The sequence below is a fragment of the Streptomyces sp. SD31 genome, assembly GCF_052068475.1.
Classification (GTDB): domain Bacteria; phylum Actinomycetota; class Actinomycetes; order Streptomycetales; family Streptomycetaceae; genus Streptomyces.
This window is the reverse complement of sequence record NZ_JBQHCX010000015.1, coordinates 137,915-160,128: the sequence shown is the minus strand read 5'-3', so window position 1 is coordinate 160,128 and position 22,214 is coordinate 137,915. Positions and strand designations below refer to the sequence as shown.

Here is a 22,214-nt window from a genome sequence, read left to right as displayed (position 1 = left end):
AAGCCCCGGCTCCCCGAGCCGGGGCTTTCGGCGTTTCGGACGACCCGCTGTCCAAAAAATATCCATGGATTCCGACCCGCCATCGGAAATTCCAGCAGGTTGCAATAGAGTCACTGAACACACGTCATTCGTCGACGTTTCACGGGGATTAAGGCGGAGGTCGGTCATGCGTATTCCGGCGCACTCGGTATGCACCGCGATCCGGGACGACATCGTCGCCGGTGTCCACGAGCGCGGCAGCCGGCTCACCGAGGAACTCCTCGCACGCCGCTACGGCGTCTCCCGCGTCCCCGTGCGGGAGGCCCTGCGCACCCTGGAGGCCGAGGGCTTCGTGGTGACCCGGCGGCACGCGGGCGCGTGCGTCGCCGAACCGACCGAGCAGGAGGCCGCCGACCTGCTGGAGATGCGCACCCTGCTGGAGCCGCTCGGCGCCTCCCGGGCCGCCCAGCGGCGCACCGAGGCCCATCTGAAGGTGCTGCGCGGCCTGGTCAGGCTGGGCCAGGAGCGGGCCAGGCGGGGCAACAGCGAGGATCTGCGCTCCCTGGGCGGCTGGTTCCACGAGACGCTCGCCCAGGCCTGCGGCAGCCCCGCCCTGACCTCGATGCTGACCCAGCTGCGGCACAAGATCGCCTGGATGTACGCGGTGGAGGCGCCGGTCAATCCCGTGGAGTCCTGGACCGAGCACGGTGCGATCGTGGACGCGGTGGCGCGCGGCGACAGTGATCGCGCCCGCGCGATCACGGCGGTGCACACCGAGCGCGCGATCTCCGCGCACCGACTGCGGTTCGGTTCCCCCGGTGACCGCGCGGACCGTGTGAGGAATTCGCAACATCCCGTAAACATGCCGAGCCTGCGACATTAACACGGGCGCCGTATACAAAGAGGTGATATTCGGTGGCGGGGAATTCCCGCTGCCCTTTTTCGGGTGCCGCCGTTAATTCTCGCGGCTGCCCGCCTCAAAAGCGTGGCCGCCTGCCCGAAAACAGCGAAGCCGCGTCGGCCGGAAAGGCAGACGCGGCTTCACCGTTTGCTCCACAGGACCGCTCAGGTCGTTCAGACCGTCTCGGGAAGCTCCTCGAGGCCCTCGGAGACCAGCTTCGCCAGGCGGTCGAGGGCGGCGTCCGCTCCCTCGGCGTCGGAGGCGAGGACGATCTCCTCGCCGCCCTGGGCGCCCAGGCCCAGAACGGCCAGCATGGAGGCCGCGTTGACGGGGTTGCCGTCGGCCTTGGCGATCGTCACCGGGATACCTGCGGCCGTGGCGGCCCGGACGAAGATGGAAGCGGGGCGGGCGTGAAGGCCCTCGGCCCAGCCGACGTTGACGCGGCGCTCAGCCATGTGATGCTGCCCTTCGGTGTTCAGGGTTGTCTAGACCAGTTTCCCACACCCGTGAAGCATGCCGGGAGGGACAAAACGCCCCTCCTGAGGCGGCCGTCGGGTCGCGGCCTCGACCCGACATACGTCCTCCACAGACTGCCTCGCGCCGTTGTCGGACGCGAGCCGTACTCTGGGCCCCATGCAGAGCGCCTCGGACCGGCACGAGTACCCCGCCCACTGGGAAGCCGACGTGGTGCTGCGCGACGGCGGCACCGCACGCATCCGCCCCATCACCGTTGATGACGCCGAGCGTCTGGTCAGCTTCTACGAGCAGGTGTCGGACGAGTCGAAGTACTACCGCTTCTTCGCGCCCTACCCGCGTCTGTCCGCGAAGGACGTCCACCGCTTCACGCACCACGACTTTGTGGACCGGGTGGGACTCGCGGCCACAGTGGGCGGCGAGTTCATCGCAACCGTACGCTACGACCGGATCGGCGCCGACGGAATGCCCGCGTCGGCACCCGCCGACGAGGCCGAGGTCGCCTTCCTCGTCCAGGACGCCCACCAGGGGCGCGGCGTCGCCTCCGCCCTCCTCGAACACATCGGCGCGGTCGCGCGCGAGCGGGGCATCCGCCGGTTCGCCGCCGAGGTGCTGCCCGCAAACACCAAGATGATCAAGGTGTTCACCGACGCCGGGTACACCCAGAAGCGCAGCTTCGAGGACGGCGTCGTACGCCTGGAGTTCGACCTGGAGCCGACGGACCGCTCGCTCGCCGTGCAGTACGCGCGCGAGCAGCGCGCCGAGGCGCGGTCCGTGCGGCGGCTGCTGGTGCCCGGCTCCGTCGCCGTCATCGGCACCGGCCGCACGCCCGGCGGGGTGGGCCGCAGCGTCCTCGGCAACATCAGGGACGCCGGGTTCACGGGGTCGCTGTACGCCGTGAACAAGGCGTTCCCGGAGGACCTCAAGGAGCTCGACGGCGTGCCCGCGCACCGGTCCGTTCGGGACATCGAGGGGCCCGTCGACCTCGCGGTGGTCGCCGTACCGGCCGAGTACGTCCCCGAGGTGGTCACCGAGTGCGGCGAGCACGGCGTGCAGGGGCTGGTCGTGGTCTCCGCCGGGTACGCCGAGAGCGGGCCCGACGGGCGCGAGCGGCAGCGCGCACTCGTACGGCACGCGCGCGCGTACGGCATGCGCATCATCGGCCCGAACGCGTTCGGGATCATCAACACCTCCGCCGACGTACGGCTGAACGCCTCCCTGGCGCCCGAGATGCCCCGCCCGGGCCGCATCGGGCTGTTCGCGCAGTCCGGCGCCATCGGGATCGCGCTGCTGTCCCGGCTGCACCGGCGCGGCGGCGGGGTCACCGGGGTCACGGGTGTGTCGACCCTCGTCTCGTCCGGCAACCGCGCCGACGTGTCCGGCAACGATGTCCTCCAGTACTGGTACGACGACCCGGACACCGACGTCGTGCTGATGTACCTGGAGTCCATCGGCAACCCGCGCAAGTTCACCCGCCTCGCCCGGCGTACGGCGGCTGCGAAGCCGCTGGTCGTGGTGCAGGGGGCGCGGCACGGTGGCGCGGCGCCGCAGGGGCACGCGGTACGGGCCACGCGCTTGCCGCACGCCACGGTGTCCGCGCTGCTGCGGCAGGCCGGGGTGATCCGGGTGGACACGATCACCGAGCTGGTGGACGCGGGGCTGCTGCTCGCGCGTCAGCCGCTGCCGGCCGGCCCGCGCGTGGCGATCCTGGGCAACTCCGAGTCGCTGGGGCTGCTGACGTACGACGCGTGCCTGTCCGAGGGACTGCGGCCGTTGCCGCCGCTGGATCTGACGACGGGGGCGTCGGCCGCGGACTTCCGGGCGGCGTTGTCGCGCGCGTTGGCGGACGACACCTGCGATGCGGTGGTGGTGACGGCGATCCCGGCGATCGGGGAGGTGTCGCCGGGGGACGCGGAGCTGGCGGAGGCGCTGCGGTCGGCGGCCGAGGGGGTGCCGGGCAAGCCGGTGCTGGTGGTGCACGTGGAGCTGGGCGGTCTCGCGGAGGCCCTGTCGGCCGCGGCGAGCACCGCACCACAGGCGGGCAGGACGGCGCCCCGCGTCGGGCTCCGCGCCACCCACCCGTTCCGCCCCCTGGACTTCCCGGCCGAGACACCGCCCGAGCGGCCGGACCCCGCTGAGAACGCCCCCCGCCTCATTCCCGCCTACCCCGCGGCCGAACGAGCCGTCCGCGCCCTCGCCGAAGCCGTCAAGTACGCGCAGTGGCGGCGTGAGGCGGCCGACCCCGGGAAGGTGCCGGAGCACGAGGACATCGACGAGAAGGGCGCCGCCCGGCTGATCGACGGGCTGCTCGCGCGCGGGCAAGGGCTCACGCTCGGCACGGACGAGACCTGTGACCTGCTCGGCAAGTACGGCATCCACGTACACCGCGCCCTGCACGCCCCCACCCCCGACGCCGCCGCCGACGCCGCCCGCACCCTCGGCTACCCCGTCGCCCTCAAGGCCACCGCCCCGCATCTGCGCCACCGCGCCGACCTCGGCGGCGTACGGCTCGACCTGGCCGACGAAGAACAACTGCGGCGGGCGTACGCCGAGTTGACCGAGCTGTTCGGCAGGCCGGAGGAGCTGCGGCCGGTCGTGCAGAGCATGGCACCGCGCGGCGTCGACACCGTCGTACGGGCCGTGATCGACCCGGCGGCCGGCGCCGTACTGTCCTTCGGGCTCGCCGGCGCCGCCTCGCAGCTGCTCGGTGACACCGCGCACCGGCTGATCCCGGTCACCGACCGCGACGCGACCTCGATCGTCCGCTCGATCCGGACGGCACCGCTCCTGTTCGGCTGGCGCGGCTCCGCGCCGGTGGACACGCCTGCCCTGGAGGAGCTGCTGCTGAGGGTGTCGCGGCTGGTGGACGACCACCCGGAGGTCGTCGCGGTCACCCTGGAGCCGGTCGTCGTCGCCACACACGGCGTGAGCGTGCTCGGCGCCTCCGTACGCCTCGCGCCACCGCCCGCCCGCGACGACCTCGGGCCGAGGACCCTCCCGACGTACTGAGACCGCGGCGATCGGTGCCTCGCAGTCAGTGGGCCCCCGTAGGATGGGCGTCATGGCCAAGACCAGTACGACGACCCAGGGGCTGCGTGCGGCGATCGAGCGCAGCGGCTACTACCCGGCCCTCGTGGCCGAGGCGGTGGAGGCCGCTGTGGGCGGCGAGCCCATCCGGTCGTACCTGGTCCACCAGGAGACGACGTTCGACCAGAACGAGGTGCGGCGGCATGTGACCGTCCTCGTCCTCACCGGCAACCGCTTCATCGTCAGCCACACCGACGAGCAGGCCGCCGACAGCACCTCCCCGACGCCGTACGCCACGACGTCCACGGAGTCCGTGAAGCTCGGCCGGATCTCGTCGGTGGTGCTCAGCCGTGTGGTCGCCAATCCGGAGCAGTACCAGCCGGGCACGCTGCCCCGCGAGGTCGTGCTGACCATCGGCTGGGGCGCCGTCTCCCGTATCGACCTGGAGCCCGCCGCCTGCGGTGACCCCAACTGCGAGGCCGACCACGGCTACACGGGCAACTCGACGGCGGACGACCTCAGCCTGCGGGTCAGCGAAGCCGGGGACGGCCCGGAGACGGTGCGCCAGGCGCTAGCCTTCGCGCAGTCGCTCTCCGAGGCGACGGCGGACGTCGCGCACTGAGATGATCCAGCCCACCACCTGGGACTCCCACCCGGAACCCCTCGCCGTCGACTCCGCGCCCGCCCCCCAGTACGGCAGCGGCTCGCTCGCCGATCTGCTGCCCACGCTGGCCGCCGGCATGGCCGTACCGGAGATGACCGCGACGATCCCCGAGCTGACCGCCACCGACCGCAACTGCGTGTTCCTGGTGGACGGACTCGGCTGGGAGCAGCTCAAGGCGCACCCCGACGAGGCGCCGTTCATGACCTCGCTCCTGAGCAGCTCGCGCGGCGGCACCGGACGCCCGATCACCGCCGGCTACCCGGCGACCACCGCGACCTCCCTCGCCTCGGTCGGCACCGGCCTGCCACCGGGCGCGCACGGCCTGCCCGGGTACACCGTGCGCAACCCCGAGACCGGCGAGCTGATGAACCAGCTGCGCTGGAACCCGTGGACGTCACCGCGTCTCTGGCAGCCGTATCCCACGGTCTTCCAGCTGGCGCACCAGGCGGGCGTGCACGCGGCCCAGGTGTCGTCGCCCACCTTCGAGAACACCCCGCTGACCAAGGTCGCGCTCAGCGGCGGAACGTTCCATGGGCGGCTGACCGGCGAGGAGCGCATGGACCTCGCCGCCGAGCAACTGGCCGCAGGCGACCGCTCCTTGGTCTACACGTACTACGCCGAGTTGGACGGCGCCGGTCACCGCTTCGGTGTCGACTCGGACACCTGGCGCGGCCAGCTCATGTACGTCGACCGGCTCGTCCAGCGCCTCGCCGAGCAGCTGCCGCCGCGCAGCGCGCTCTACGTCACCGCCGACCACGGCATGATCGACGTGCCCTTCGACGAGCAGCACCGCATCGACTTCGACGAGGACTGGGAACTGCGTGCCGGTGTCGCCCTGCTGGGCGGCGAGGGCCGGGCGCGGCACGTCTACGCGGTGCCCGGTGCCGCGAACGACGTCCTGACCTGCTGGCGCGAGGTGCTGGGCGAGCAGTTCTGGGTGGCCTCCCGGGACGAGGCGATCGCGGCGGGCTGGTTCGGGCCCCGGATCGACGAGCGGGTCTACGACCGCATCGGCGACGTGATCGCGGCCGCGCGGGACGACGTCCTGATCATCGCGTCCGAGCGGGAGCCGAAGGAGTCGGTGATGGTCGGCAACCACGGTTCGATGACCCCCGCCGAGCAGTTGGTCCCCCTGCTCGAAGTACGCTCCTGAAACCCTCGTAGCGCTCCCGCAGACCGCACTCTCCGCCGAAAGGTGCTCAACTCGACATGCCCGAGCTGGTGTTCTTCTCCGGAACGATGGACTGCGGGAAGTCGACGCTGGCTCTCCAGATCGAGCACAACCGTTCGGCGCGTGGTCTGCAGGGCATGATCTTCACTCGCGACGACCGCGCGGGCGAGGGCAAGCTGTCCTCGCGGCTCGGCCTGGTCACAGATGCGGTGGAGGTCGAGGACGGCATGGACCTGTACGCGTACCTCGTCGACCACCTCTCCCAAGGGCGCCGCGTGGACTACGTCATCGCCGATGAGGCCCAGTTCCTCGCACCGAACCAGATAGACCAACTCGCGCGCGTGGTCGACGACCTGGGCCTCGACGTCTACGCCTTCGGCATCACGACCGACTTCCGCACCAAGCTGTTCCCCGGCTCCCAGCGCCTGGTGGAACTCGCCGACCGGGTCGAGGTGCTCCAGGTCGAGGCCCTGTGCTGGTGCGGCGCCCGCGCCACGCACAACGCCCGCACGATAGGCGGCGCGATGGTCGTCGAGGGCGCCCAGGTGGTCGTCGGCGACGTCAACCAGGCGGATGCGGTCGGCTACGAGGTCCTGTGCCGCCGCCACCACCGCCGCCGCATGACGGCGGCCAGCGCCCGGGCGGCGGCGCTGTCCCCGGACGTGCTGCCGGTACAGCCGGTCTGAGCCGCGGACGATTCGTCCATCCAGGCCATCCCCAAGTGACCCCGCCCTGAAGGCCGTCAGCGCGGATCCTGGATCAGGGAGAACCGGGCCCCCTCCGGGTCCGCCACCGTCGCCACGCGGCCGTGGGCGCTGTCGTGGGCCGGGCTGAGGACGTGGCCGCCGAGGTCGACGATCCGTTCCAGCGCCTCGTCCGTGTCGGCCACTTCGAAGTACGTCATCCAGTGCGGGCCCCGGTCGCGGGGCAGGGCGTTGCCGACGCCGTGGATGCCGGCGACCGGGCGGCCGTCGATGTGCAGGGTGACGTAGTCGAAGTCGGCGGAGACCACCGGCTTCTCCTCGTAGGCGAACATGGTCTTGTAGAACTTGGCGACGTTCACCGACTCGAAGGTCAACAGCTCGTTCCAGGCGGGGGTGCCGGGCACGCCCGTGACGGCGGTGCCGAGGTGGGCCGCCGTCTGCCAGATGCCGAAGACGGCGCCGGCGGGGTCGGAGCAGATCGCCATCCGGCCGGCCTCGGTGGCGTCCAGCGGGCCCACCCCGACGGTGCCGCCGCACAGCCGTACCGTCTCGGCGGTCAGGTCCACGTCGTTGGAGGCGAGGTAGGGCGTCCAGGCGATGGGGAGGTGTCGGTCGGGCGGCAGCTGGCCGATCCCGGCCACCTCGTTGCCGTCGAGCAGGGCCCGCACATAGGGGCCGAGTTGCTGGGGACCGGGCTGGAACTCCCAGCCGAACAGCGCTCCGTAGAACTCCTGGGTCGCGGCCAGCCCGTGCACCATCAGGCTCACCCAGCAGGGTGTGCCGGGCGCGTGCCGGGCGTGCGTCGCGCCGTTCGGGCCAGCCGACCCCCGTGCCTCGGTCATCGTCACTCTCTCCTCGGCCCCTCGTGGTGGCCGCGTCGCTTCCGCTGTCCCGACCCCCGAGCCGATGCTCGCACCACCCGTGGCCGCGCGCGCTGCGGGCGCGCCGCCGCACGACGGCCGGCGCCCGGAGGATGCCCGGTGTGCGATTTACCGCCCGTTTCCGTGCGATTGCCGACGGATGTCGATCGGCTGTACAGCATGTGCCCGATCCCGTACGCCTCGTGATCGGGCCTGTCCGGCGGGCAGAGTAACCGGAGCCGGGCGATGCGGCCACCCCGTGCGCAAGGATGGTGACCATGAACGCCATCATCTCCGCATCCGAACTCGCGAGCGAACTGACGGGCGAGAGCCCGCCGGTGCTGCTCGACGTCCGCTGGCAGTTGACCGTGGCCAAGGTGGCCGGTGAGCCGCCGTTCGACGGCCGGGCCGCCTACGAGACCGGGCACATCCCGGGCGCGGTCTACGTCGACCTGGACCGTGAACTGGCCTCCGCGCCCGGTTCGCGCGGCCGTCACCCGCTGCCGGACCTGGCCGAATTCGGCGCGGCGATGCGCCGGGCGGGCGTGTCGTCGTCGGCGCCGGTGGTCGTGTACGACGGCGGGCAGGGCTGGGCGGCGGCCCGGGCGTGGTGGCTGCTGCGCTGGACGGGTCACCCGGACGTGCGGGTCCTCGACGGCGGCTTGCCGGCCTGGCAGGGGTCGCTGGAGACGTCGGCACCGACTCCGTCGGAGGGTGATTTCGAGCCGAAGCCGGCGGCGACGGACCTTCTCGACGCCGACGGCGCCGCGGCGCTCGCTCGGTCGGGCGTACTTCTGGACGCCCGAGCGGGGGAGCGGTACCGCGGAGAGGTCGAGCCGATCGATCCGGTCGGCGGCCACATCCCGGGCGCCGTGTCCGCCCCCACGAACGAGAACGTCGGCGCGGACGGTCGCTTCCTGCCCGCCGAGGAACTCGGGGCGCGCTTCAGGGCGCTGGGCGTGTCCGAGGGCACGGAGGTCGGCGTGTACTGCGGCTCGGGCGTCTCGGCCGCGCATGAGGTGCTGGCGCTGGCGGTCGCGGGCATTCCGGCCGCGCTGTACGTCGGTTCGTGGTCGGAGTGGTCGTCGGATCCGTCGCGGCCGGTTGCCGTGGGCCCGGATCCGCAGTAACTCGGCGTGGCCGGGGGCGGGTGTCGCTCCCCGGCACCGGTCAGGTGCCGCTTCTGTGGATCGGGAGCCGCCCCAGCGGCACGGCTGCCCGCAGCCACGAGCGCCCGCGCCCTTCAGGGGGCGCGGGGCTGGGGGGACATGCGGCTGCGGCCGGGTGGGCGCGACCAGCCCCCACCCGGCCGCAGCCGAACGACCGACCGGACGTCGCCCGCTTACTCCTGCTTCTTACGCCGCGTCCCGAACACGATCTCGTCCCAGCTGGGCACCGCGGCCCGGCGGCCCGGACGGACGCCGTCCGCTTCGGCCTGGCGGTCCGTGGCGCCGATGAGGCGGTCGCGGTGGCTGCCGACGGAGCGGGGCATGAGGACGTCCGCGTAGGCGGAACCGGCCCCGGCCGAGGCAGCGGGGGCGGGGGGTTCCTCCGCGTCCGGTTCGGCGGGAGGTTCCTCCGCGTCGGGCTCCGACGGGCGCTCCGGGACCACCAGGTCGCCTCGGAAACTGGGCACCGCCTCCAGCAGGCTGGTCAGCGAGTCCCGTTCCTCCGTGGTCTCCTCGGCAGGTTCGGAGGCCTGGGCCGGCAGGCTCGGCCGCGCGCCATCGAGGGCACGGTCCATCCCACGCTCGCGCGGAAGCCGGGCGATACGGGGCACGAACGGGAAGCTGGGCTCCGGCGCGGCGAGATCCTCGGACTCGCCGATCAGCGAACGCGCCTCCTCGTCGACGGCCTGCACGAGCCGCCGGGGCGGGTCGTACGTCCAGCTCGCCGAGTGCGGTTCGCCCGCCACCATGTAGACCAGCAGCACTTCCCAGGTGCCGTCGTCCCGGCGCCACGAGTCCCACTGGACGGTGTCCTTGTCGGCGCCGCGCAGCAGCAGCCGCTCCTGGACGGCCTCGCCGAGCTGCGGCCCGGCGGCGTTCTCGCCGGGTCGGCGGACGGGAGTCTTGCGGGCCCGTTCGGCCATGAAGGCGCGCTCGGCGAGCACAGGGCCCTCGAAGCGCCGTACGCGGTCGACGGGGATGCCGGCGAGTTGGGCGACCTCTTCCGCGGTCGCACCAGCGCGTATACGCGCCTGGATGTCGCGGGGGCGGAGATGGCTCTCCACCTCGATCTCGATCTGGCCGAGGCGAGGACGGTCGCCGCGCACAGCGGCGCGCAGGCGTTCGTCGATCGGAAGCGTGTACTCCGTTGCGTCGGCAGCCTTCAGCACCAGCCGTGTGCCGTCATTTGAGACGGCCACGACACGCAGTTCGGGCATGGGGACCTCCCGGGTGGTGCCTGCCGACGTCACGTGCGTCGCTGCTTCCGCTAGTCGAGTGTGGCCTGCCCGGGTGCAGCCTGCCACAACCTTGCCGAGTTGCCCGGCGTGTCGGGCACGGGCCCTGGATCGCCGTTATGGCACGGTTACCTGTTCGCAACGCTAAGTGACCAACTCCGTCACCCTGTGCAACTAGCCCCCTCCTGGCGGTCCTTGAAGGCCACGGACGCCCTGGCGGGAGACCGGACCCAGGGCTCGCAACAGTACTCCATTTGGGCCACGTGCGTGGATTGGCGCGCCGCGCAACTTCTGGCAAGGGGTGGGACTCGGCCGTCCGTTGAGCGGTTCTCCGATCTTGAACGTGGCGTACTTCACGCAATCGTCGGAAACGGAACTAATGCTTTCGCCCGCACCGCTCCTGGCTGCGCAGTTGGCCGACCGGGTGGCTCGAGCCGATCGAGGGCTACGCCCCCAACACCCGCCGCAAGTAGTCGTTCTGGAACCGGCGGTCCGGATCGAGTCGGTCCCGCACCGCCGTGAACTCGCCGAAGCGCGGGTACACCTGGGCGAAGTACTCGGCGTCCCGCGTGTGCACCTTCCCCCAGTGCGGCCGCCCCTCGTGCGCGGTGAAGATGCGCTCGGCGGCGGTGAAGTACCGCTGGTACGGAGTGCCCTTGACCATGTGGACGGCGATGTACGCGCTGTCGCGGCCCGAGGCGGTGGACAGCGTGATGTCGTCGGCCGGGGCGGTGCGCACCTCGACGGGGAAGCTGACCCTGAGGCCGGAGCGGTCGACCATGCCCTTGAGTTCGCGCAGCATCTCGACGACGGCCGCGCGCGGGACGGCGTACTCCATCTCCATGAAGCGCACCCGGCGCGGTGATGTGAAGACCTTGTAGGGGATGTCCGTGTAGGTCCGCGCGGACAGCGCCTTGCTGGAGATCTGGGCGATCGCCGGGATGGTGGCGGGTACCGCGCGGCCTACCCACTGGGCCGCCTGGAAGACACCGTTGGAGAGGAACTCGTCCTCGAACCAGCCCTGGAGCTGCGGCACCGGCTTCTCGGGGCCCGCGCTGCGGTTGTTGCGCTTGGTGTTGGTGTTGCCGGTGTGCGGGAACCAGTAGAACTCGAAGTGCTCGTTCTCCGCCCACAGTTCGTCGAAGTCCGCCAGGACCTTGTCGAACGGCATCGGCTCCTCGCGCGCGGAGAGCAGGAAGAGGGGCTCCACGGCGAAGGTGATCGCGGTGACGATGCCCAGGGCGCCGAGGCCGATACGGGCCGCCGTAAAGACCTCTGGGTTCTCCTTCTCGGAGCAGGTGAGCACCGAGCCGTCGGCCGTGACCAGTTCCAGGCCCTTGATCTGGGCGGCGATCGAGGCCGACTCGCGGCCCGTGCCGTGCGTGCCGGTGCTGGTGGCGCCGGAGACCGTCTGCTCCATGATGTCGCCCATGTTGGTGAGCGACAGGCCCTCGCGCGCCAAGGCCATGTTGAGCCTCTTGAGCGGAGTGCCGGCCTCGACCGTGACGGTCATGGCATTCCGGTCAATGTTGCGGATCCCGGTCAAGAGTTGAGGGCGGATCAACACGCCGTCGGTGGCGGCAATGGACGTAAAGGAGTGTCCGCTGCCGACCGCTTTCACCTTCAGGCCGTCCTCGGCGGCCCGGCGTATCGCCGCGGACAGCTCCTCGACGGAGGCCGGAGTGACCTCCCGCGCGGGGCGGGCGGCGACATTGCCGCCCCAGTTACGCCACGTGCCGTTCCTGCCGCTCGCTGTGCTGCTCAACGGTGCCTCCCCGACGCGGAGCCGGCCTGTTGAGCCGGCGGTACCCCAGGAAACCGACCGCGACCGCGACGGCCCCGGACACCGCCGGAACCCCGTACCCGGCGTCCGCACCGGCGGCGTCGATCACCCAGCCGGCCGCGGAGGAGCCGAGCGCGACCCCGACCGCGAGCCCGGTGCTCACCCAGGTCATGCCCTCGGTCAGTTGCGCGCGTGGTACGTGCTTTTCGATCAGGGACATGGTGGTGATCATCGTGGGAGCGACGGCCATGCCCGAGGCGAACAGCGCCACGGCCAGAAGCGGCAAGTTTCCGACCAGTAGGAGGGGGATCATACTCACGGCCATCGCGCATATGCCCAGCAGCCAGCGAGGTTCGGGCGCCCCCTTGAAGCGCAACAGCCCGAAGACGAGACCCGCCGCGCAGGAGCCCGCCGCGTACAGCGCGAGGACCACGCTCGCGGCGCCCTTGTGCCCCTGCTCGTCCGCGAAGGCCACCGTGACCACGTCGACGGACCCGAAGATCGCTCCGGTCGCCACGAAGGTGGCCACCAGGACCTGCAGACCCGGGGCGCGCAGGGCCGAGCTGCCGCCGCGCTGCTCGCGCGGGTGCGGCGCGGGCTCGGTGGCCCGCTGCGCGGTCAGCCAGAAGACACCGACGGCCAGGAAGCAGCCGGCGAGCAGCGGTCCCGCCTCGGGGAACCAGGCCGTGGACAGGCCGATGGAGATGATCGGCCCGAAGATGAAGCACACCTCGTCGATCACGGACTCGAAGGAGTACGCGGTGTGCAGCTGCGGCGTCTCCCGGTACAGCGCGGCCCAGCGGGCGCGGGTCATCGCCCCGACGCTGGGCACGCAGCCGATGCCGACACAGGCCACGAAGAGCACCCAGTCCGGCCAGCCGTAGTGCGCGGCGAACAGCAGCACTGCCCCCGCCACGAGCGAGATCAGCGTCGCCGGGCGCAGCACCCGCCGCTGCCCGTACTGGTCGACCAGGCGTGAGACCTGCGGGCCCGCCACCGCCGCGGAGAGCGCGATCGTGGCCGACAGGGCGCCGGCGAGGCCGTAGCGCCCGGTCAGCTGGGAGACCATCGTGACCACGCCGATGCCCATCATCGACAGCGGCATCCGGCCGAGGAAGCCCGCGGCGGTGAAGCCCTTGGTGCCGGGGGCGGCGAACAGGGCGCGGTAGGGGCTCGGCACGGGGGTCTCCGGTCAGGCGGAAGGGGCGGGACTGCGGCGGCTCAGGGCGAACCACGGCGACTCGGGGTGGCGAAGGGCGGCCCAGTAAGGCACGTGGACAGCCGACACAGCTTACGAGTCCGGCGCACCTGGCGCACCTGCCCGGGTGAACCGGGAACCCGGGTGGTCACCCCGCCGTTTCCCGGCTGTCAGTACCGGATGACAGGATCGACTCATGCCAGACGCGCGCGATGCCAGCCCCTACGACGCCCTGCTCCTGCTTTCCTTCGGCGGCCCGGAGGGCCCGGACGACGTGATCCCGTTCCTGGAGAACGTCACGCGCGGGCGGGGCATCCCGAGGGAACGCCTGAAGGAAGTCGGCGAGCACTACTACCTGTTCGGCGGCGTCAGCCCCATCAACGACCAGAACCGCGCCCTGCTGGACGCCCTGCGCAAGGACTTCGCCGAGCACGGCCTGGATCTGCCGATCTACTGGGGCAACCGCAACTGGGCGCCGTACCTGACGGACACCCTGCGCGAGATGGTCGCCGACGGCCGCCGCCGCGTCATCGTCCTCGCCACCAGCGCCTACGCCTCCTACTCGGGCTGCCGCCAGTACCGCGAGAACCTCGCCGACTCGCTCGCCGCCCTCGAGGCCGAGGGCCTTCAGCTGCCGAAGGTCGACAAGCTGCGGCACTACTTCAACCACCCGGGCTTCCTGGAGCCGATGATCGACGGTGTCGTCGAGTCCCTCGCCGACCTTCCCGAGGACGTCCGGGACGGCGCGCACATCGCCTTCTCGACCCACTCGATCCCGACCGCGGCCGCGGACACCTCCGGCCCGGTCGAGGAGCAGGGCGACGGCGGCGCGTACGTCGAGCAGCACCTGGACGTCGCGCGGCTGATCGCCGACGCCGTACGCGAGCGCACCGGCGTCGACCACCCCTGGCAGCTCGTCTACCAGTCCCGCTCCGGCGCCCCGCACATCCCGTGGCTGGAGCCCGACATCTGCGACCACCTCGAGGAGCGGCACGCGGCCGGGGTGCCGGCGGTCGTGATCGCCCCCATCGGCTTCGTCTCCGACCACATGGAGGTCCTCTACGACCTCGACACGGAGGCCAAGGCCAAGGCCGAGGAGCTGGGCCTGCCGATGCGCCGCTCGGCCACCGTCGGAGACGACCCGCGCTTCGCCGCCGCGATCCGCGACCTCGTCCTGGAGCGTGCCGCCGTGGAGCGCGGCCAGGAGGTCACGCCCTGCGCCCTCGGCGCGCTCGGCCCCGACCACAACCTCTGCCCGATCGGCTGCTGCCCGGCCCGCGCCCCCAGGCCGGCCGCCGCGGGCGCCGACAGCCCGTACGCGTGAGGAGCCCCGTGACCGACCCCCTGCACTCGGAACTGCTCCGGCTGGCCCGGGAAGCCGCCCGTCGCGCGGGAGAGCTGCTGCGCGACGGCCGCCCGGCCGACCTCGCGGTCGCCGCGACCAAGTCGAGCCCGATCGACGTGGTCACGGAGATGGACATCGCGGCGGAGAAGCTGATCACCGACCTGATCTCCGAGCACCGGCCGCACGATGGCTTCCTCGGCGAGGAGGGCGCCTCCACCGAGGGCACGAGCGGCATCCGCTGGGTGATCGACCCGCTCGACGGCACGGTCAACTACCTGTACGGACTGCCGACTTGGTCCGTCTCCATCGCCGCCGAGCAGGACGGCGAAGCGGTCGTCGGCGTCGTGGCGGCCCCGATGCGCGGCGAGACCTACCACGCGGTCCGCGGTACCGGCGCCTGGGCCACGGGACCCTGGGACGGCGAGCGCAGGCTCAGCTGTCGGCCCACCGCGCCCCTGGACCAGGCCCTGGTCTCAACCGGTTTCAACTACGTCACCGAGGTCCGCACCCACCAGGCCGACGTCGCGCAGCGGCTGATCCCCCTCCTGCGTGACATCCGGCGCGGCGGCTCGGCCGCGATCGACCTGTGCGACCTGGCCGCGGGCCGCCTCGACGGCTACTACGAGCGCGGCCTCAACGCCTGGGACGTGGCCGCGGGCGACCTGATCGCACGGGAAGCGGGCGCCCTGACCGGCGGACGCCCCGGAGAGCGCCCGTCACGCGACCTCGCGGTGGCGGCCACCCCGGGAGTCTTCGAGCCCCTCCAGCGGCTCCTGGAGGACTTCGGCGCCTGGCACGACTGATCACGGGAGGACGCGAAGGGGCCCCGGCGCTGGATTCGCCGGGGCCCCTTCGTCGTACTCGTCAGACGCGTGACGCGCCGACTTCCACACCGTGCTCGGCGGCGAGGCGGCGCAGGTCGTCGAGCTCGCCCTGCTCCACCTCGACGAGGAAGTCGTCGCCCTCGTCACGAGCCCGCGTCAGGTCGGACTCGGTCGCCCTTATGCGCTGCAGAAGTCCTGCGGTGAATGCGTCCATGCTGCGCCCCCTCGTCCTGGGTCGTGGGTCGGTGGCACGGGGGTGTGCCGTTCGGAAGGGGCGATCACGTCTCCGATAGGTGCCCAGCGCTGCCCTGGCCGGGCGGCGACGGTGCCGGACACCCACGCCCGCTCTGCGGAAAGCGGATCGATTCGTACCGCATGGTGGTGCGGCACGAGCAGAGCGTGATCGCGGGGTGTAAAGCCGTCCTCCCCCCGGTCTCTTCCGCGGAAACCTCAACCGGAAGAGAAAATCTCGCATTCCCGGGCTTCACACCCGTCCTTCATGGGCCGCACACCCGTCTTACCGCCGACTTATGGCGGAAAAGGGCAGGATGGAGGCCAAGACACCCGACCAACACCCCTGCTCGCGGGCGAGACAAGCGCTACGCGGGTGGACACAGGAAGGACAGCGACGTGCGCGTACTCGTCGTCGAGGACGAGCAACTGCTCGCCGATGCGGTGGCCACCGGACTGCGCCGGGAGGCCATGGCCGTCGACGTCGTGTACGACGGTGCGGCCGCCCTGGAACGCATCGGCGTCAACGACTACGACGTGGTCGTCCTCGACCGCGACCTCCCGCTGGTGCACGGCGACGACGTCTGCCGCAAGATCGTCGAACTCGGCATGCCCACGCGCGTGCTGATGCTCACGGCCTCCGGCGACGTCAGCGACCGCGTCGAGGGGCTGGAGATCGGCGCCGACGACTATCTCCCCAAGCCCTTCGCCTTCAGTGAGCTGACGGCACGCGTGCGTGCCCTCGGCCGCCGTACGAGCGTGCCGCTGCCGCCCGTCCTGGAGCGTTCCGGCATCAAGCTCGACCCCAATCGCCGCGAGGTCTTCCGCGACGGCAAGGAGGTGCAGCTCGCGCCGAAGGAGTTCGCCGTCCTGGAAGTGCTGATGCGCAGCGAGGGCGCGGTCGTCTCCGCCGAGCAGCTCCTGGAGAAGGCCTGGGACGAGAACACCGACCCCTTCACGAACGTGGTGCGGGTGACCGTCATGACACTGCGCCGCAAGCTGGGGGAGCCCCCGGTGATCGTCACCGTGCCCGGCTCCGGCTACCGGATCTGATCGACCATGGCCACGACTCCCGCGCCTCCCCAGGCGCCCCCGAAGCCCACCTGGGACCCCCGAAGGGTGGAGCCCCCCTTCCCGTGGCTGCGTCCCACCATCCGGATAAGGCTCACGCTGCTGTACGGCGGCATGTTCCTGATCGCCGGCATCCTGCTGCTGTCGATCATCTACCTGCTGGCCGCGCAGGCCATCGGCACAGGCAACCAGCCGCCGTTCAAGATCGTGAGCGCTGCTGACGAAATAAAGGTCACCAGCGCCGACTGCCCCGCGGTCAACAATGCCACGGGCCTGACGATCCCCCAGTTCAACGAGGCGATCAGCGCCTGCATCGACGACCAGCGCCGGCGCGCCCTGGACAATCTGCTCAGCCGCTCCCTCCTCGCCCTCCTCGGCCTCGCCGTGATCGCCTTCGCCTTCGGCTACGCCATGGCCGGCCGGGTCCTGTCGCCGCTGGGCCGGATCACCCGGACCGCGCGCGCGGTGGCGGGCTCGGACCTGTCCCGCCGTATCGAACTGGACGGCCCGGACGACGAGCTGAAGGAACTCGCCGACACCTTCGACGAGATGCTGGAGCGGCTGCAGCGGGCGTTCACCGCACAGCAGCGCTTCGTCGGCAACGCCTCGCACGAGCTGCGCACCCCGCTCGCGATCAACCGCACGCTCCTCGAGGTGCACCTGTCGGACCCGAACGCACCGGTGGAACTCCAGCAGCTCGGCAAGACGCTGCTGGCCACCAACGAGCGCAGCGAGCAGCTCGTCGAGGGACTGCTGCTGCTCGCCCGCAGCGACAACCAGATCGTCGAGCGCAAACCGGTGGACCTCGCGGAGGTGGCCGAGCAGGCCGTCGACCAGGTGCACGCGGAGGCCGAGGCCAAGGGCGTGGTGATCCGAGGCGAGCAGAAGCCCGCGGTCGTCCAGGGCAACGGCGTGCTGCTGGAGCGGATCGCGCTGAACCTGGTGCAGAACGCCGTCCGTTACAACATCCCGGAGGGCGGCTGGGTCGAGGTCACCACCGACGTCCAGCACGGGCAGGCGGTCCTGCTCGTGTCGAACACCGGGCCGGTGGTGCCGGCGTACGAGATCGACAATCTCTTCGAGCCGTTCAGACGGCTGCGTACGGAGCGCACGGGCAGCGACAAGGGCGTCGGCCTGGGACTGTCCATCGTGCGGTCCGTGGCCCGAGCACACGGCGGGCACATCTCGGCGCAGCCGCGTGAGGGCGGAGGACTCGTGATGCGGGTGACTCTGCCGATCTGAGACCATGTGCGCCGACACCCGACGGAGATACGGGGGATGTTCGCTTTGCGCGGAATTTTCTGGGCACTCGGCGAGCAGTCCCGTGTGTGATCGATCACAAGGGCGATTTTCTGGCCATCTACTGACAGTGATCATGCGGACCGTCGGAAAGCCGGGAAAATCCGGGTTTTCGGGGGTCTTGATCACGGGAAGTACACGGTGAGACGCCTTTGAACTGCGGCATTAGGACCGTGTACGGTCCCGTTCGCCATCCAAGCCGATCACTCTTGAGGAGTCCGGTTGGGTGTCGATTGAGTAACAGACCTTGATGTGAGGCAAAATCTCCGCCTCGGGTCGGGCACAAGTCCGGCCTCTCACGCGTTACGTGCGCTGGAGACACCGCAGACACCCAGAGGGGGAGAGCGACATGGCAACGGATTACGACACCCCACGCAAGACCGACGACGACGTCGACTCGGACAGCCTTGAAGAGCTCAAGGCCAGGCGGAACGACAAGTCGACGTCCGCAGTGGACGTCGACGAGTTCGAGGCCGCCGAAGGCCTGGAGCTGCCCGGCGCGGACCTCTCGAACGAGGAGCTGGCCGTCCGGGTGCTGCCCAAGCAGCAGGACGAGTTCACCTGCATGAGCTGCTTCCTGGTGCACCACCGCAGCCAGCTGGCCCGGGAGAAGAACGGTCAGCCGATCTGCCGCGACTGCGACTGAGGTCGGGTCGGGCATGACTGGCTCGACCCCTCCTTGGAAGCGCCGCTCCCGACCGTCGGGAGCGGACGAAGGGCCGTCCGACGGCCCGTACGGCGCGCGTGACGACGAGCGGGGCTCAGCCGGGACGGGGGCCTCGCTCGAACCGACGTCGGGGGCAGGCCTCCCGGCGCCGGCCGAGGTTGCCGCGCCCGTCGTTCGACGGCGGGCGGCGGTGATCCGGGAGAAGGCCCGGGAAGGCGTCCGTAAGGGCGGCAGCCGCGCCAGAGCCGGACTTGGGTACCTCGCCGACCGCATCATCGAGAACGCCCCGCGGATCCCCGTACGCGACCTCGCGACCCTTCGCCGGCAGTTCCCGGACCTGGGGCCCGAGCAGATCGCGGACAAACTCGTGGCAGGCGCGGCGAGGGCGAGTTCGACGGTCGGCGCGGGAGTCGGCGCGGCGGCGATGCTGCCGGTGCCGCCCGCGATGCCGACGGAACTGGCCGCCGAGGTCACCGGTGTGGCGGCGATCGAACTGAAGCTGATCGCCGAGCTGCACGAGGTGTACGGCGTACGCCCGCCCGGCAATCTGAAGAACCGCAGTACCGCGTATCTGTCCTCGTGGTCCGAGGAACGCGGCATCGACCCGATGAAGCCGGCGACGGTGAACGCCGCTCTCGGTGGGCAGATGAAGCGGGAGCTGCGGCAGCAGATCATGAAGCGGATGGTCCGGAATCTGCCGAACCTCATGCCCTTCATGGTGGGAGCCGCGGTGGGCGCGGTCATGAACCGCCGGGACACCAAGAAGCTCGCGGCACGGATTCGGGCGGACCTGCGCAAGATCCAGGTGCCGTGGGACCAGTTGCCGGAACTGCCCCCGCTGGAGCGCCCGGCGAGACCGCTGGAGATGGGCGATGCCGGCGGCGATGCGGGGCGGGTACTCGGGCGCAAGAAGCTCTGGGGCCGCTGAGATCCCGCCCAAGGAGGCCAGGCCGGTGCGGCGGCCGTGCAGAGGCCGTCAGGTGTCGAGCAGAGGCCGTCAGGTGTGCCGAGGCCAAGTCTTTGCCGCCGCGAGCACAAGGCTTGACCAGGCCGGTGAAAGCCCGCTCTGGTGTGCTAGACCGAGGCCTTCGCGGCCCTGATCGCCTCCGCCAACCGCTCCGGCTCCCGAGTCGACAGGTACAGGTACGGGGTCGGGTCCTCGGGGTCCGTGACCTCCACGCGCAGCGCCGTGGGGATGTAGGCGCGCAAGAGGAGGAAGGCCCGGGTGTCGGCCTTGTGGGTGCGCCAGGCGCGGGCCTCCTCGGGGTCCAGGACGTGTGCCTCGCCGAGGGCATGCACCGGGATCTTCGCCTCGCCCGCGATCAGCGAGTCGCCCACCAGACGGATGCGGACCGAGCCGTACGAGCTCGCCATGACGGCTGCCGCGGCGGTGCCGCCGGCCAGGCCCGCGAGCGTGGGCAGCGTGCCGAAGGGCAGGAGGATCAGGGCCAGGGAGACCCCGACCAGGAACGAGATCAGCCACCAGGACCGGGGGGCGGTCAGGCGTTCTTCGTACGGGGCGGCGGAGAGCTGCATGGAGCCAAGCTTGGCACGGTGTCCGGAACCCGCCGACGCGCGGGTAAGGTCTGCGGCTGTGAGTGGTACTTCCGCAACTCTCAAGCCTCCGGCCGACGCCGTGAAACCGGCCCGTCACCCCGATGCTCCCGCACCCGGGGAGCTTCTCGGCGCGCACTACGGCGAGTGTTTCGGCTGCGGCGGCGAGCAGGCCCACGGGCTGCACCTGGAGGCGCGCGCCGGTGACGGCGTCAGCATCACCGCCGAGTTCACCGTGCAGCCCGCCCATCAGGGTGCGCCGGGGCTCGCGCACGGCGGTGTGCTCGCGAGCGCCCTCGACGAGACCCTCGGCTCGCTCAACTGGCTGCTGCGCACGATCGCCGTGACCGGGCGGCTGGAGACCGACTTCGTGCGGCCCGTTCCGGTGGGCACGGTGCTGCACCTGGAGGCCGAGGTGACGGCCGTTGCGGGCCGCAAGATCTACTCGACGGCCACCGGACGGATCGGCGGTCCCGACGGGCCCGTCGCCGTCCGCGCCGACGCCCTCTTCATCGAGGTGAAGGTCGACCACTTCATCGACAACGGCCGCCCGGAGGAGATCCGGGCCGCCATGAACGACCCGGACCAGGTCCGCCGTGCCCGTGCCTTCGAGGTGAACCCGTGAGCCGTGAGCCCCGTCGAGAACTCGACGTGCTGATCCGCCGCGTCGACCCCGATGTACCGCTTCCGACGTACGCGCACCCCGGTGACGCGGGAGCCGATCTGCGCACCACCGTCAGCCGTGAACTGAAGCCGGGGGAGCGGGCCGTATTGCCCACCGGGGTGTCGGTCGCCCTGCCGGAGGGGTACGCGGCCTTCGTGCACCCCCGTTCCGGTCTCGCCGCCCGCCTCGGTGTCGCCCTGGTGAATGCCCCAGGGACGGTTGATGCCGGGTACCGTGGGGAGATCAAGGTGATCGTGGTGAATCTCGACCCGCATGAGACCGTGCGGTTCGAGCGCTTCGACCGGATTGCCCAACTGGTCGTCCAGCAGGTCGAGAAGGTTCGCTTCCAGGAGGTCGCGGAGCTTCCCGATTCGGCACGGGCCGAAGGGGGCTTCGGGTCCACCGGTGGCCATGCCGCGGTGGGCGGCACAAGCAGCACAAGCGGTCAGGCCGCCGACGGCGGCGCAACGGGTGGGAATCGATACGCTTCGGTCGTATCCGACCGGGAAGGACAGTGACGTGTTCGGACGTCGCAAGAAGAAGGGTGCCGCCGAGGACGCGGCCGGCGAGCCCGAGCAGGTCGTCGACATCGACACTGAGGCGGACGACGACGGCACGCGCGAGCGCGTACGGCTCGAACCGGAACCGCGGCCCGACGGGCCCTGGGACAGCTCCGAGGTCCGTGACCCCGGCGAGGGCCGGGTGGACCTGGGCGGCATGTTGGTGCCGGGTGTCGACGGCATGGAACTGCGCGTCGAGGTCGCGGGTGACGCGATCGTCGCGGCGACCGTCGTGCTGCGCGACAGCGCCATCCAGCTGCAGGCCTTCGCCGCGCCCAAGCGCGAGGGCATCTGGGGCGAGGTGCGCGAGGAGATCGGCTCCGGCATCACCCAGCAGGGTGGCATCATCGACGAGGTCGAGGGTCCCCTGGGCTGGGAGCTGCGGGCCCAGGTGCCGGTTCAGCTGCCGGACGGCACGGGTGGGTTCCAGGTGGTGCGGTTCGTCGGCGTGGACGGTCCCCGCTGGTTCCTGCGCGGGGTGATCTCGGGCCAGGGTGCGGTGCAGCCGCAGGCGGCCGGTCTGCTCGAGCAGATCTTCCGTGACACGGTCGTGGTCCGCGGCGAAGGCCCGATGGCGCCCCGCGACCCGATCGTCCTGAAGCTGCCCAACGACGCCCAGATGGTTCCCGAGGGCGTCCAGCAGGAGGACCAGGCCGGCTCGCGCTTCTCCGGCGGCATGGGCCAGCTCCAGCGCGGGCCGGAGATCACCGAGGTCCGGTAGTTAGTCGTACGGCTTCGAGGGCCGCACCCCGTCACGGGGTGCGGCCCTGTCGTGTTCGTGGGCGTCCATGGCGGGTGGCGCGGAAACGAGCGTCAGAGTTGCGTCAAAGACGT

Annotated in this window: 22 protein-coding genes; 15 read left to right on the top strand and 7 right to left on the bottom strand. The window is 71.2% G+C overall.

Annotated features, from left to right (window positions below; all coding sequences use genetic code 11):
- Window positions 1-166: 166 nt before the first annotated feature.
- Window positions 167-862: a GntR family transcriptional regulator gene (locus tag ACTMVF_RS29745; protein ID WP_441274176.1), complete on the top strand. Its 696-nt coding sequence runs from the start codon at window positions 167-169 to the stop codon at window positions 860-862.
- 191 nt (window positions 863-1,053) lie between these two features.
- Here the strand turns inward: ACTMVF_RS29745 and ACTMVF_RS29740 are convergent, their stop codons facing one another.
- A complete protein-coding gene (locus ACTMVF_RS29740) occupies window positions 1,054-1,335 on the bottom strand; it encodes an HPr family phosphocarrier protein (protein ID WP_016432192.1) in 282 nt (93 codons plus the stop codon).
- Window positions 1,336-1,513: 178 nt separating this feature from the next.
- On the opposite strand from ACTMVF_RS29740, the gene ACTMVF_RS29735 reads away from it, so the two are divergent.
- From ACTMVF_RS29735 to ACTMVF_RS29720, 4 genes are read left to right on the top strand one after another with little or no spacing between them, the layout of a single operon-like run.
- Complete coding sequence (locus ACTMVF_RS29735) at window positions 1,514-4,363, top strand: bifunctional acetate--CoA ligase family protein/GNAT family N-acetyltransferase (RefSeq protein WP_441274175.1); 2,850 nt, start codon at window positions 1,514-1,516, stop codon at window positions 4,361-4,363.
- A 52-nt stretch (window positions 4,364-4,415) separates the two neighbouring features.
- Entirely contained in the window at window positions 4,416-5,003 is a 588-nt protein-coding gene (locus ACTMVF_RS29730) for a DUF5998 family protein (RefSeq protein WP_441274174.1), read from the top strand.
- A 1-nt stretch (window position 5,004) separates the two neighbouring features.
- Window positions 5,005-6,198 (top strand): alkaline phosphatase family protein, encoded by a 1,194-nt coding sequence (locus ACTMVF_RS29725; RefSeq protein WP_441274173.1) that lies wholly within the window; start codon window positions 5,005-5,007, stop codon window positions 6,196-6,198.
- Window positions 6,199-6,254: 56 nt separating this feature from the next.
- Entirely contained in the window at window positions 6,255-6,902 is a 648-nt protein-coding gene (locus ACTMVF_RS29720) for a thymidine kinase (RefSeq protein WP_441274172.1), read from the top strand.
- Window positions 6,903-6,958: 56 nt separating this feature from the next.
- On the opposite strand, the gene ACTMVF_RS29715 is transcribed toward ACTMVF_RS29720, so the two are convergent.
- Complete coding sequence (locus ACTMVF_RS29715; RefSeq protein ID WP_441274171.1) at window positions 6,959-7,762, bottom strand: VOC family protein; 804 nt, start codon at window positions 7,760-7,762, stop codon at window positions 6,959-6,961.
- A 296-nt stretch (window positions 7,763-8,058) separates the two neighbouring features.
- Here ACTMVF_RS29715 and ACTMVF_RS29710 point away from each other — a divergent pair, with 296 nt between their 5' ends.
- Window positions 8,059-8,910 (top strand): sulfurtransferase, encoded by an 852-nt coding sequence (locus tag ACTMVF_RS29710; protein WP_441274170.1) that lies wholly within the window; start codon window positions 8,059-8,061, stop codon window positions 8,908-8,910.
- A gap of 212 nt (window positions 8,911-9,122) precedes the next feature.
- Here ACTMVF_RS29710 and sepH read toward each other — a convergent pair whose 3' ends face one another.
- From sepH to ACTMVF_RS29695, 3 genes are all read right to left on the bottom strand, one after another.
- Window positions 9,123-10,166 carry a septation protein SepH gene (gene sepH, locus ACTMVF_RS29705; protein ID WP_441274169.1) on the bottom strand — a complete coding sequence of 348 codons (1,044 nt, stop codon included), beginning with the start codon at window positions 10,164-10,166 and terminating at the stop codon, window positions 9,123-9,125.
- Window positions 10,167-10,629: 463 nt separating this feature from the next.
- Window positions 10,630-11,949 (bottom strand): D-arabinono-1,4-lactone oxidase, encoded by a 1,320-nt coding sequence (locus tag ACTMVF_RS29700; protein ID WP_441274168.1) that lies wholly within the window; start codon window positions 11,947-11,949, stop codon window positions 10,630-10,632.
- Entirely contained in the window at window positions 11,909-13,147 is a 1,239-nt protein-coding gene (locus ACTMVF_RS29695) for an MFS transporter (protein WP_441274167.1), read from the bottom strand. The genes ACTMVF_RS29700 and ACTMVF_RS29695 overlap by 41 nt, the downstream gene beginning before the upstream one ends.
- A gap of 214 nt (window positions 13,148-13,361) precedes the next feature.
- Here ACTMVF_RS29695 and ACTMVF_RS29690 point away from each other — a divergent pair, with 214 nt between their 5' ends.
- Window positions 13,362-14,489, top strand: coding sequence for a ferrochelatase (locus ACTMVF_RS29690; protein WP_441274166.1), 1,128 nt, complete (start codon window positions 13,362-13,364; stop codon window positions 14,487-14,489).
- 8 nt (window positions 14,490-14,497) lie between these two features.
- Window positions 14,498-15,313 (top strand): inositol monophosphatase family protein, encoded by an 816-nt coding sequence (locus ACTMVF_RS29685; protein ID WP_441274165.1) that lies wholly within the window; start codon window positions 14,498-14,500, stop codon window positions 15,311-15,313.
- 61 nt (window positions 15,314-15,374) lie between these two features.
- Here ACTMVF_RS29685 and ACTMVF_RS29680 read toward each other — a convergent pair whose 3' ends face one another.
- A complete protein-coding gene (locus tag ACTMVF_RS29680) occupies window positions 15,375-15,548 on the bottom strand; it encodes a hypothetical protein (RefSeq protein ID WP_164904867.1) in 174 nt (57 codons plus the stop codon).
- 416 nt (window positions 15,549-15,964) lie between these two features.
- On the opposite strand from ACTMVF_RS29680, the gene ACTMVF_RS29675 reads away from it, so the two are divergent.
- The 4 genes from ACTMVF_RS29675 (at window position 15,965) to ACTMVF_RS29660 (ending at window position 19,530) form a co-directional block, all read left to right on the top strand.
- On the top strand, window positions 15,965-16,618 hold the full coding sequence (locus tag ACTMVF_RS29675) for a response regulator transcription factor (RefSeq protein ID WP_356762691.1): 654 nt from the start codon (window positions 15,965-15,967) through the stop codon (window positions 16,616-16,618).
- A 6-nt stretch (window positions 16,619-16,624) separates the two neighbouring features.
- Window positions 16,625-17,878 (top strand): sensor histidine kinase, encoded by a 1,254-nt coding sequence (locus ACTMVF_RS29670; protein WP_441274164.1) that lies wholly within the window; start codon window positions 16,625-16,627, stop codon window positions 17,876-17,878.
- 406 nt (window positions 17,879-18,284) lie between these two features.
- Window positions 18,285-18,581: a DUF4193 domain-containing protein gene (locus ACTMVF_RS29665; RefSeq protein ID WP_005481602.1), complete on the top strand. Its 297-nt coding sequence runs from the start codon at window positions 18,285-18,287 to the stop codon at window positions 18,579-18,581.
- Between the two features lie 13 nt (window positions 18,582-18,594).
- The gene (locus ACTMVF_RS29660; RefSeq protein ID WP_441274163.1) at window positions 18,595-19,530 is read left to right on the top strand and encodes a hypothetical protein; all 936 of its coding nucleotides are present in this window, start codon (window positions 18,595-18,597) and stop codon (window positions 19,528-19,530) included.
- Window positions 19,531-19,676: 146 nt separating this feature from the next.
- Here the strand turns inward: ACTMVF_RS29660 and ACTMVF_RS29655 are convergent, their stop codons facing one another.
- Window positions 19,677-20,138 carry a DUF3093 domain-containing protein gene (locus tag ACTMVF_RS29655; RefSeq protein WP_441274162.1) on the bottom strand — a complete coding sequence of 154 codons (462 nt, stop codon included), beginning with the start codon at window positions 20,136-20,138 and terminating at the stop codon, window positions 19,677-19,679.
- Between the two features lie 58 nt (window positions 20,139-20,196).
- On the opposite strand from ACTMVF_RS29655, the gene ACTMVF_RS29650 reads away from it, so the two are divergent.
- Genes ACTMVF_RS29650 through ACTMVF_RS29640 form a run of 3 tightly spaced genes read left to right on the top strand, consistent with a single transcriptional unit; the run spans window position 20,197 to window position 22,101 of the window.
- Window positions 20,197-20,781, top strand: a complete 585-nt coding sequence (locus tag ACTMVF_RS29650; RefSeq protein WP_441274161.1) for a PaaI family thioesterase — start codon at window positions 20,197-20,199, stop codon at window positions 20,779-20,781.
- On the top strand, window positions 20,778-21,338 hold the full coding sequence (gene dut / locus ACTMVF_RS29645) for a dUTP diphosphatase (protein ID WP_301996248.1): 561 nt from the start codon (window positions 20,778-20,780) through the stop codon (window positions 21,336-21,338). The genes ACTMVF_RS29650 and dut overlap by 4 nt, the downstream gene beginning before the upstream one ends.
- Window position 21,339: 1 nt before the next feature.
- A complete protein-coding gene (locus ACTMVF_RS29640) occupies window positions 21,340-22,101 on the top strand; it encodes a DUF3710 domain-containing protein (RefSeq protein ID WP_441274160.1) in 762 nt (253 codons plus the stop codon).
- The last annotated feature ends 113 nt before the right edge of the window (window positions 22,102-22,214 follow it).

Excerpts from the sequence above, each read along its gene's own strand:
- ACTMVF_RS29745 (WP_441274176.1), top strand. The coding sequence starts at position 167 with ATGCGTATTCCGGCGCACTCGGTATGCACCGCGATCCGGGACGACATC.
- ACTMVF_RS29740 (WP_016432192.1), bottom strand. The coding sequence starts at position 1,335 with ATGGCTGAGCGCCGCGTCAACGTCGGCTGGGCCGAGGGCCTTCACGCC.
- ACTMVF_RS29735 (WP_441274175.1), top strand. The coding sequence starts at position 1,514 with ATGCAGAGCGCCTCGGACCGGCACGAGTACCCCGCCCACTGGGAAGCC.
- ACTMVF_RS29730 (WP_441274174.1), top strand. The coding sequence starts at position 4,416 with ATGGCCAAGACCAGTACGACGACCCAGGGGCTGCGTGCGGCGATCGAG.
- ACTMVF_RS29725 (WP_441274173.1), top strand. The coding sequence starts at position 5,005 with ATGATCCAGCCCACCACCTGGGACTCCCACCCGGAACCCCTCGCCGTC.
- ACTMVF_RS29720 (WP_441274172.1), top strand. The coding sequence starts at position 6,255 with ATGCCCGAGCTGGTGTTCTTCTCCGGAACGATGGACTGCGGGAAGTCG.
- ACTMVF_RS29715 (WP_441274171.1), bottom strand. The coding sequence starts at position 7,762 with ATGACCGAGGCACGGGGGTCGGCTGGCCCGAACGGCGCGACGCACGCC.
- ACTMVF_RS29710 (WP_441274170.1), top strand. The coding sequence starts at position 8,059 with ATGAACGCCATCATCTCCGCATCCGAACTCGCGAGCGAACTGACGGGC.
- sepH (WP_441274169.1), bottom strand. The coding sequence starts at position 10,166 with ATGCCCGAACTGCGTGTCGTGGCCGTCTCAAATGACGGCACACGGCTG.
- ACTMVF_RS29690 (WP_441274166.1), top strand. The coding sequence starts at position 13,362 with ATGCCAGACGCGCGCGATGCCAGCCCCTACGACGCCCTGCTCCTGCTT.
- ACTMVF_RS29680 (WP_164904867.1), bottom strand. The coding sequence starts at position 15,548 with ATGGACGCATTCACCGCAGGACTTCTGCAGCGCATAAGGGCGACCGAG.
- ACTMVF_RS29670 (WP_441274164.1), top strand. The coding sequence starts at position 16,625 with ATGGCCACGACTCCCGCGCCTCCCCAGGCGCCCCCGAAGCCCACCTGG.
- ACTMVF_RS29665 (WP_005481602.1), top strand. The coding sequence starts at position 18,285 with ATGGCAACGGATTACGACACCCCACGCAAGACCGACGACGACGTCGAC.
- ACTMVF_RS29660 (WP_441274163.1), top strand. The coding sequence starts at position 18,595 with ATGACTGGCTCGACCCCTCCTTGGAAGCGCCGCTCCCGACCGTCGGGA.
- ACTMVF_RS29655 (WP_441274162.1), bottom strand. The coding sequence starts at position 20,138 with ATGCAGCTCTCCGCCGCCCCGTACGAAGAACGCCTGACCGCCCCCCGG.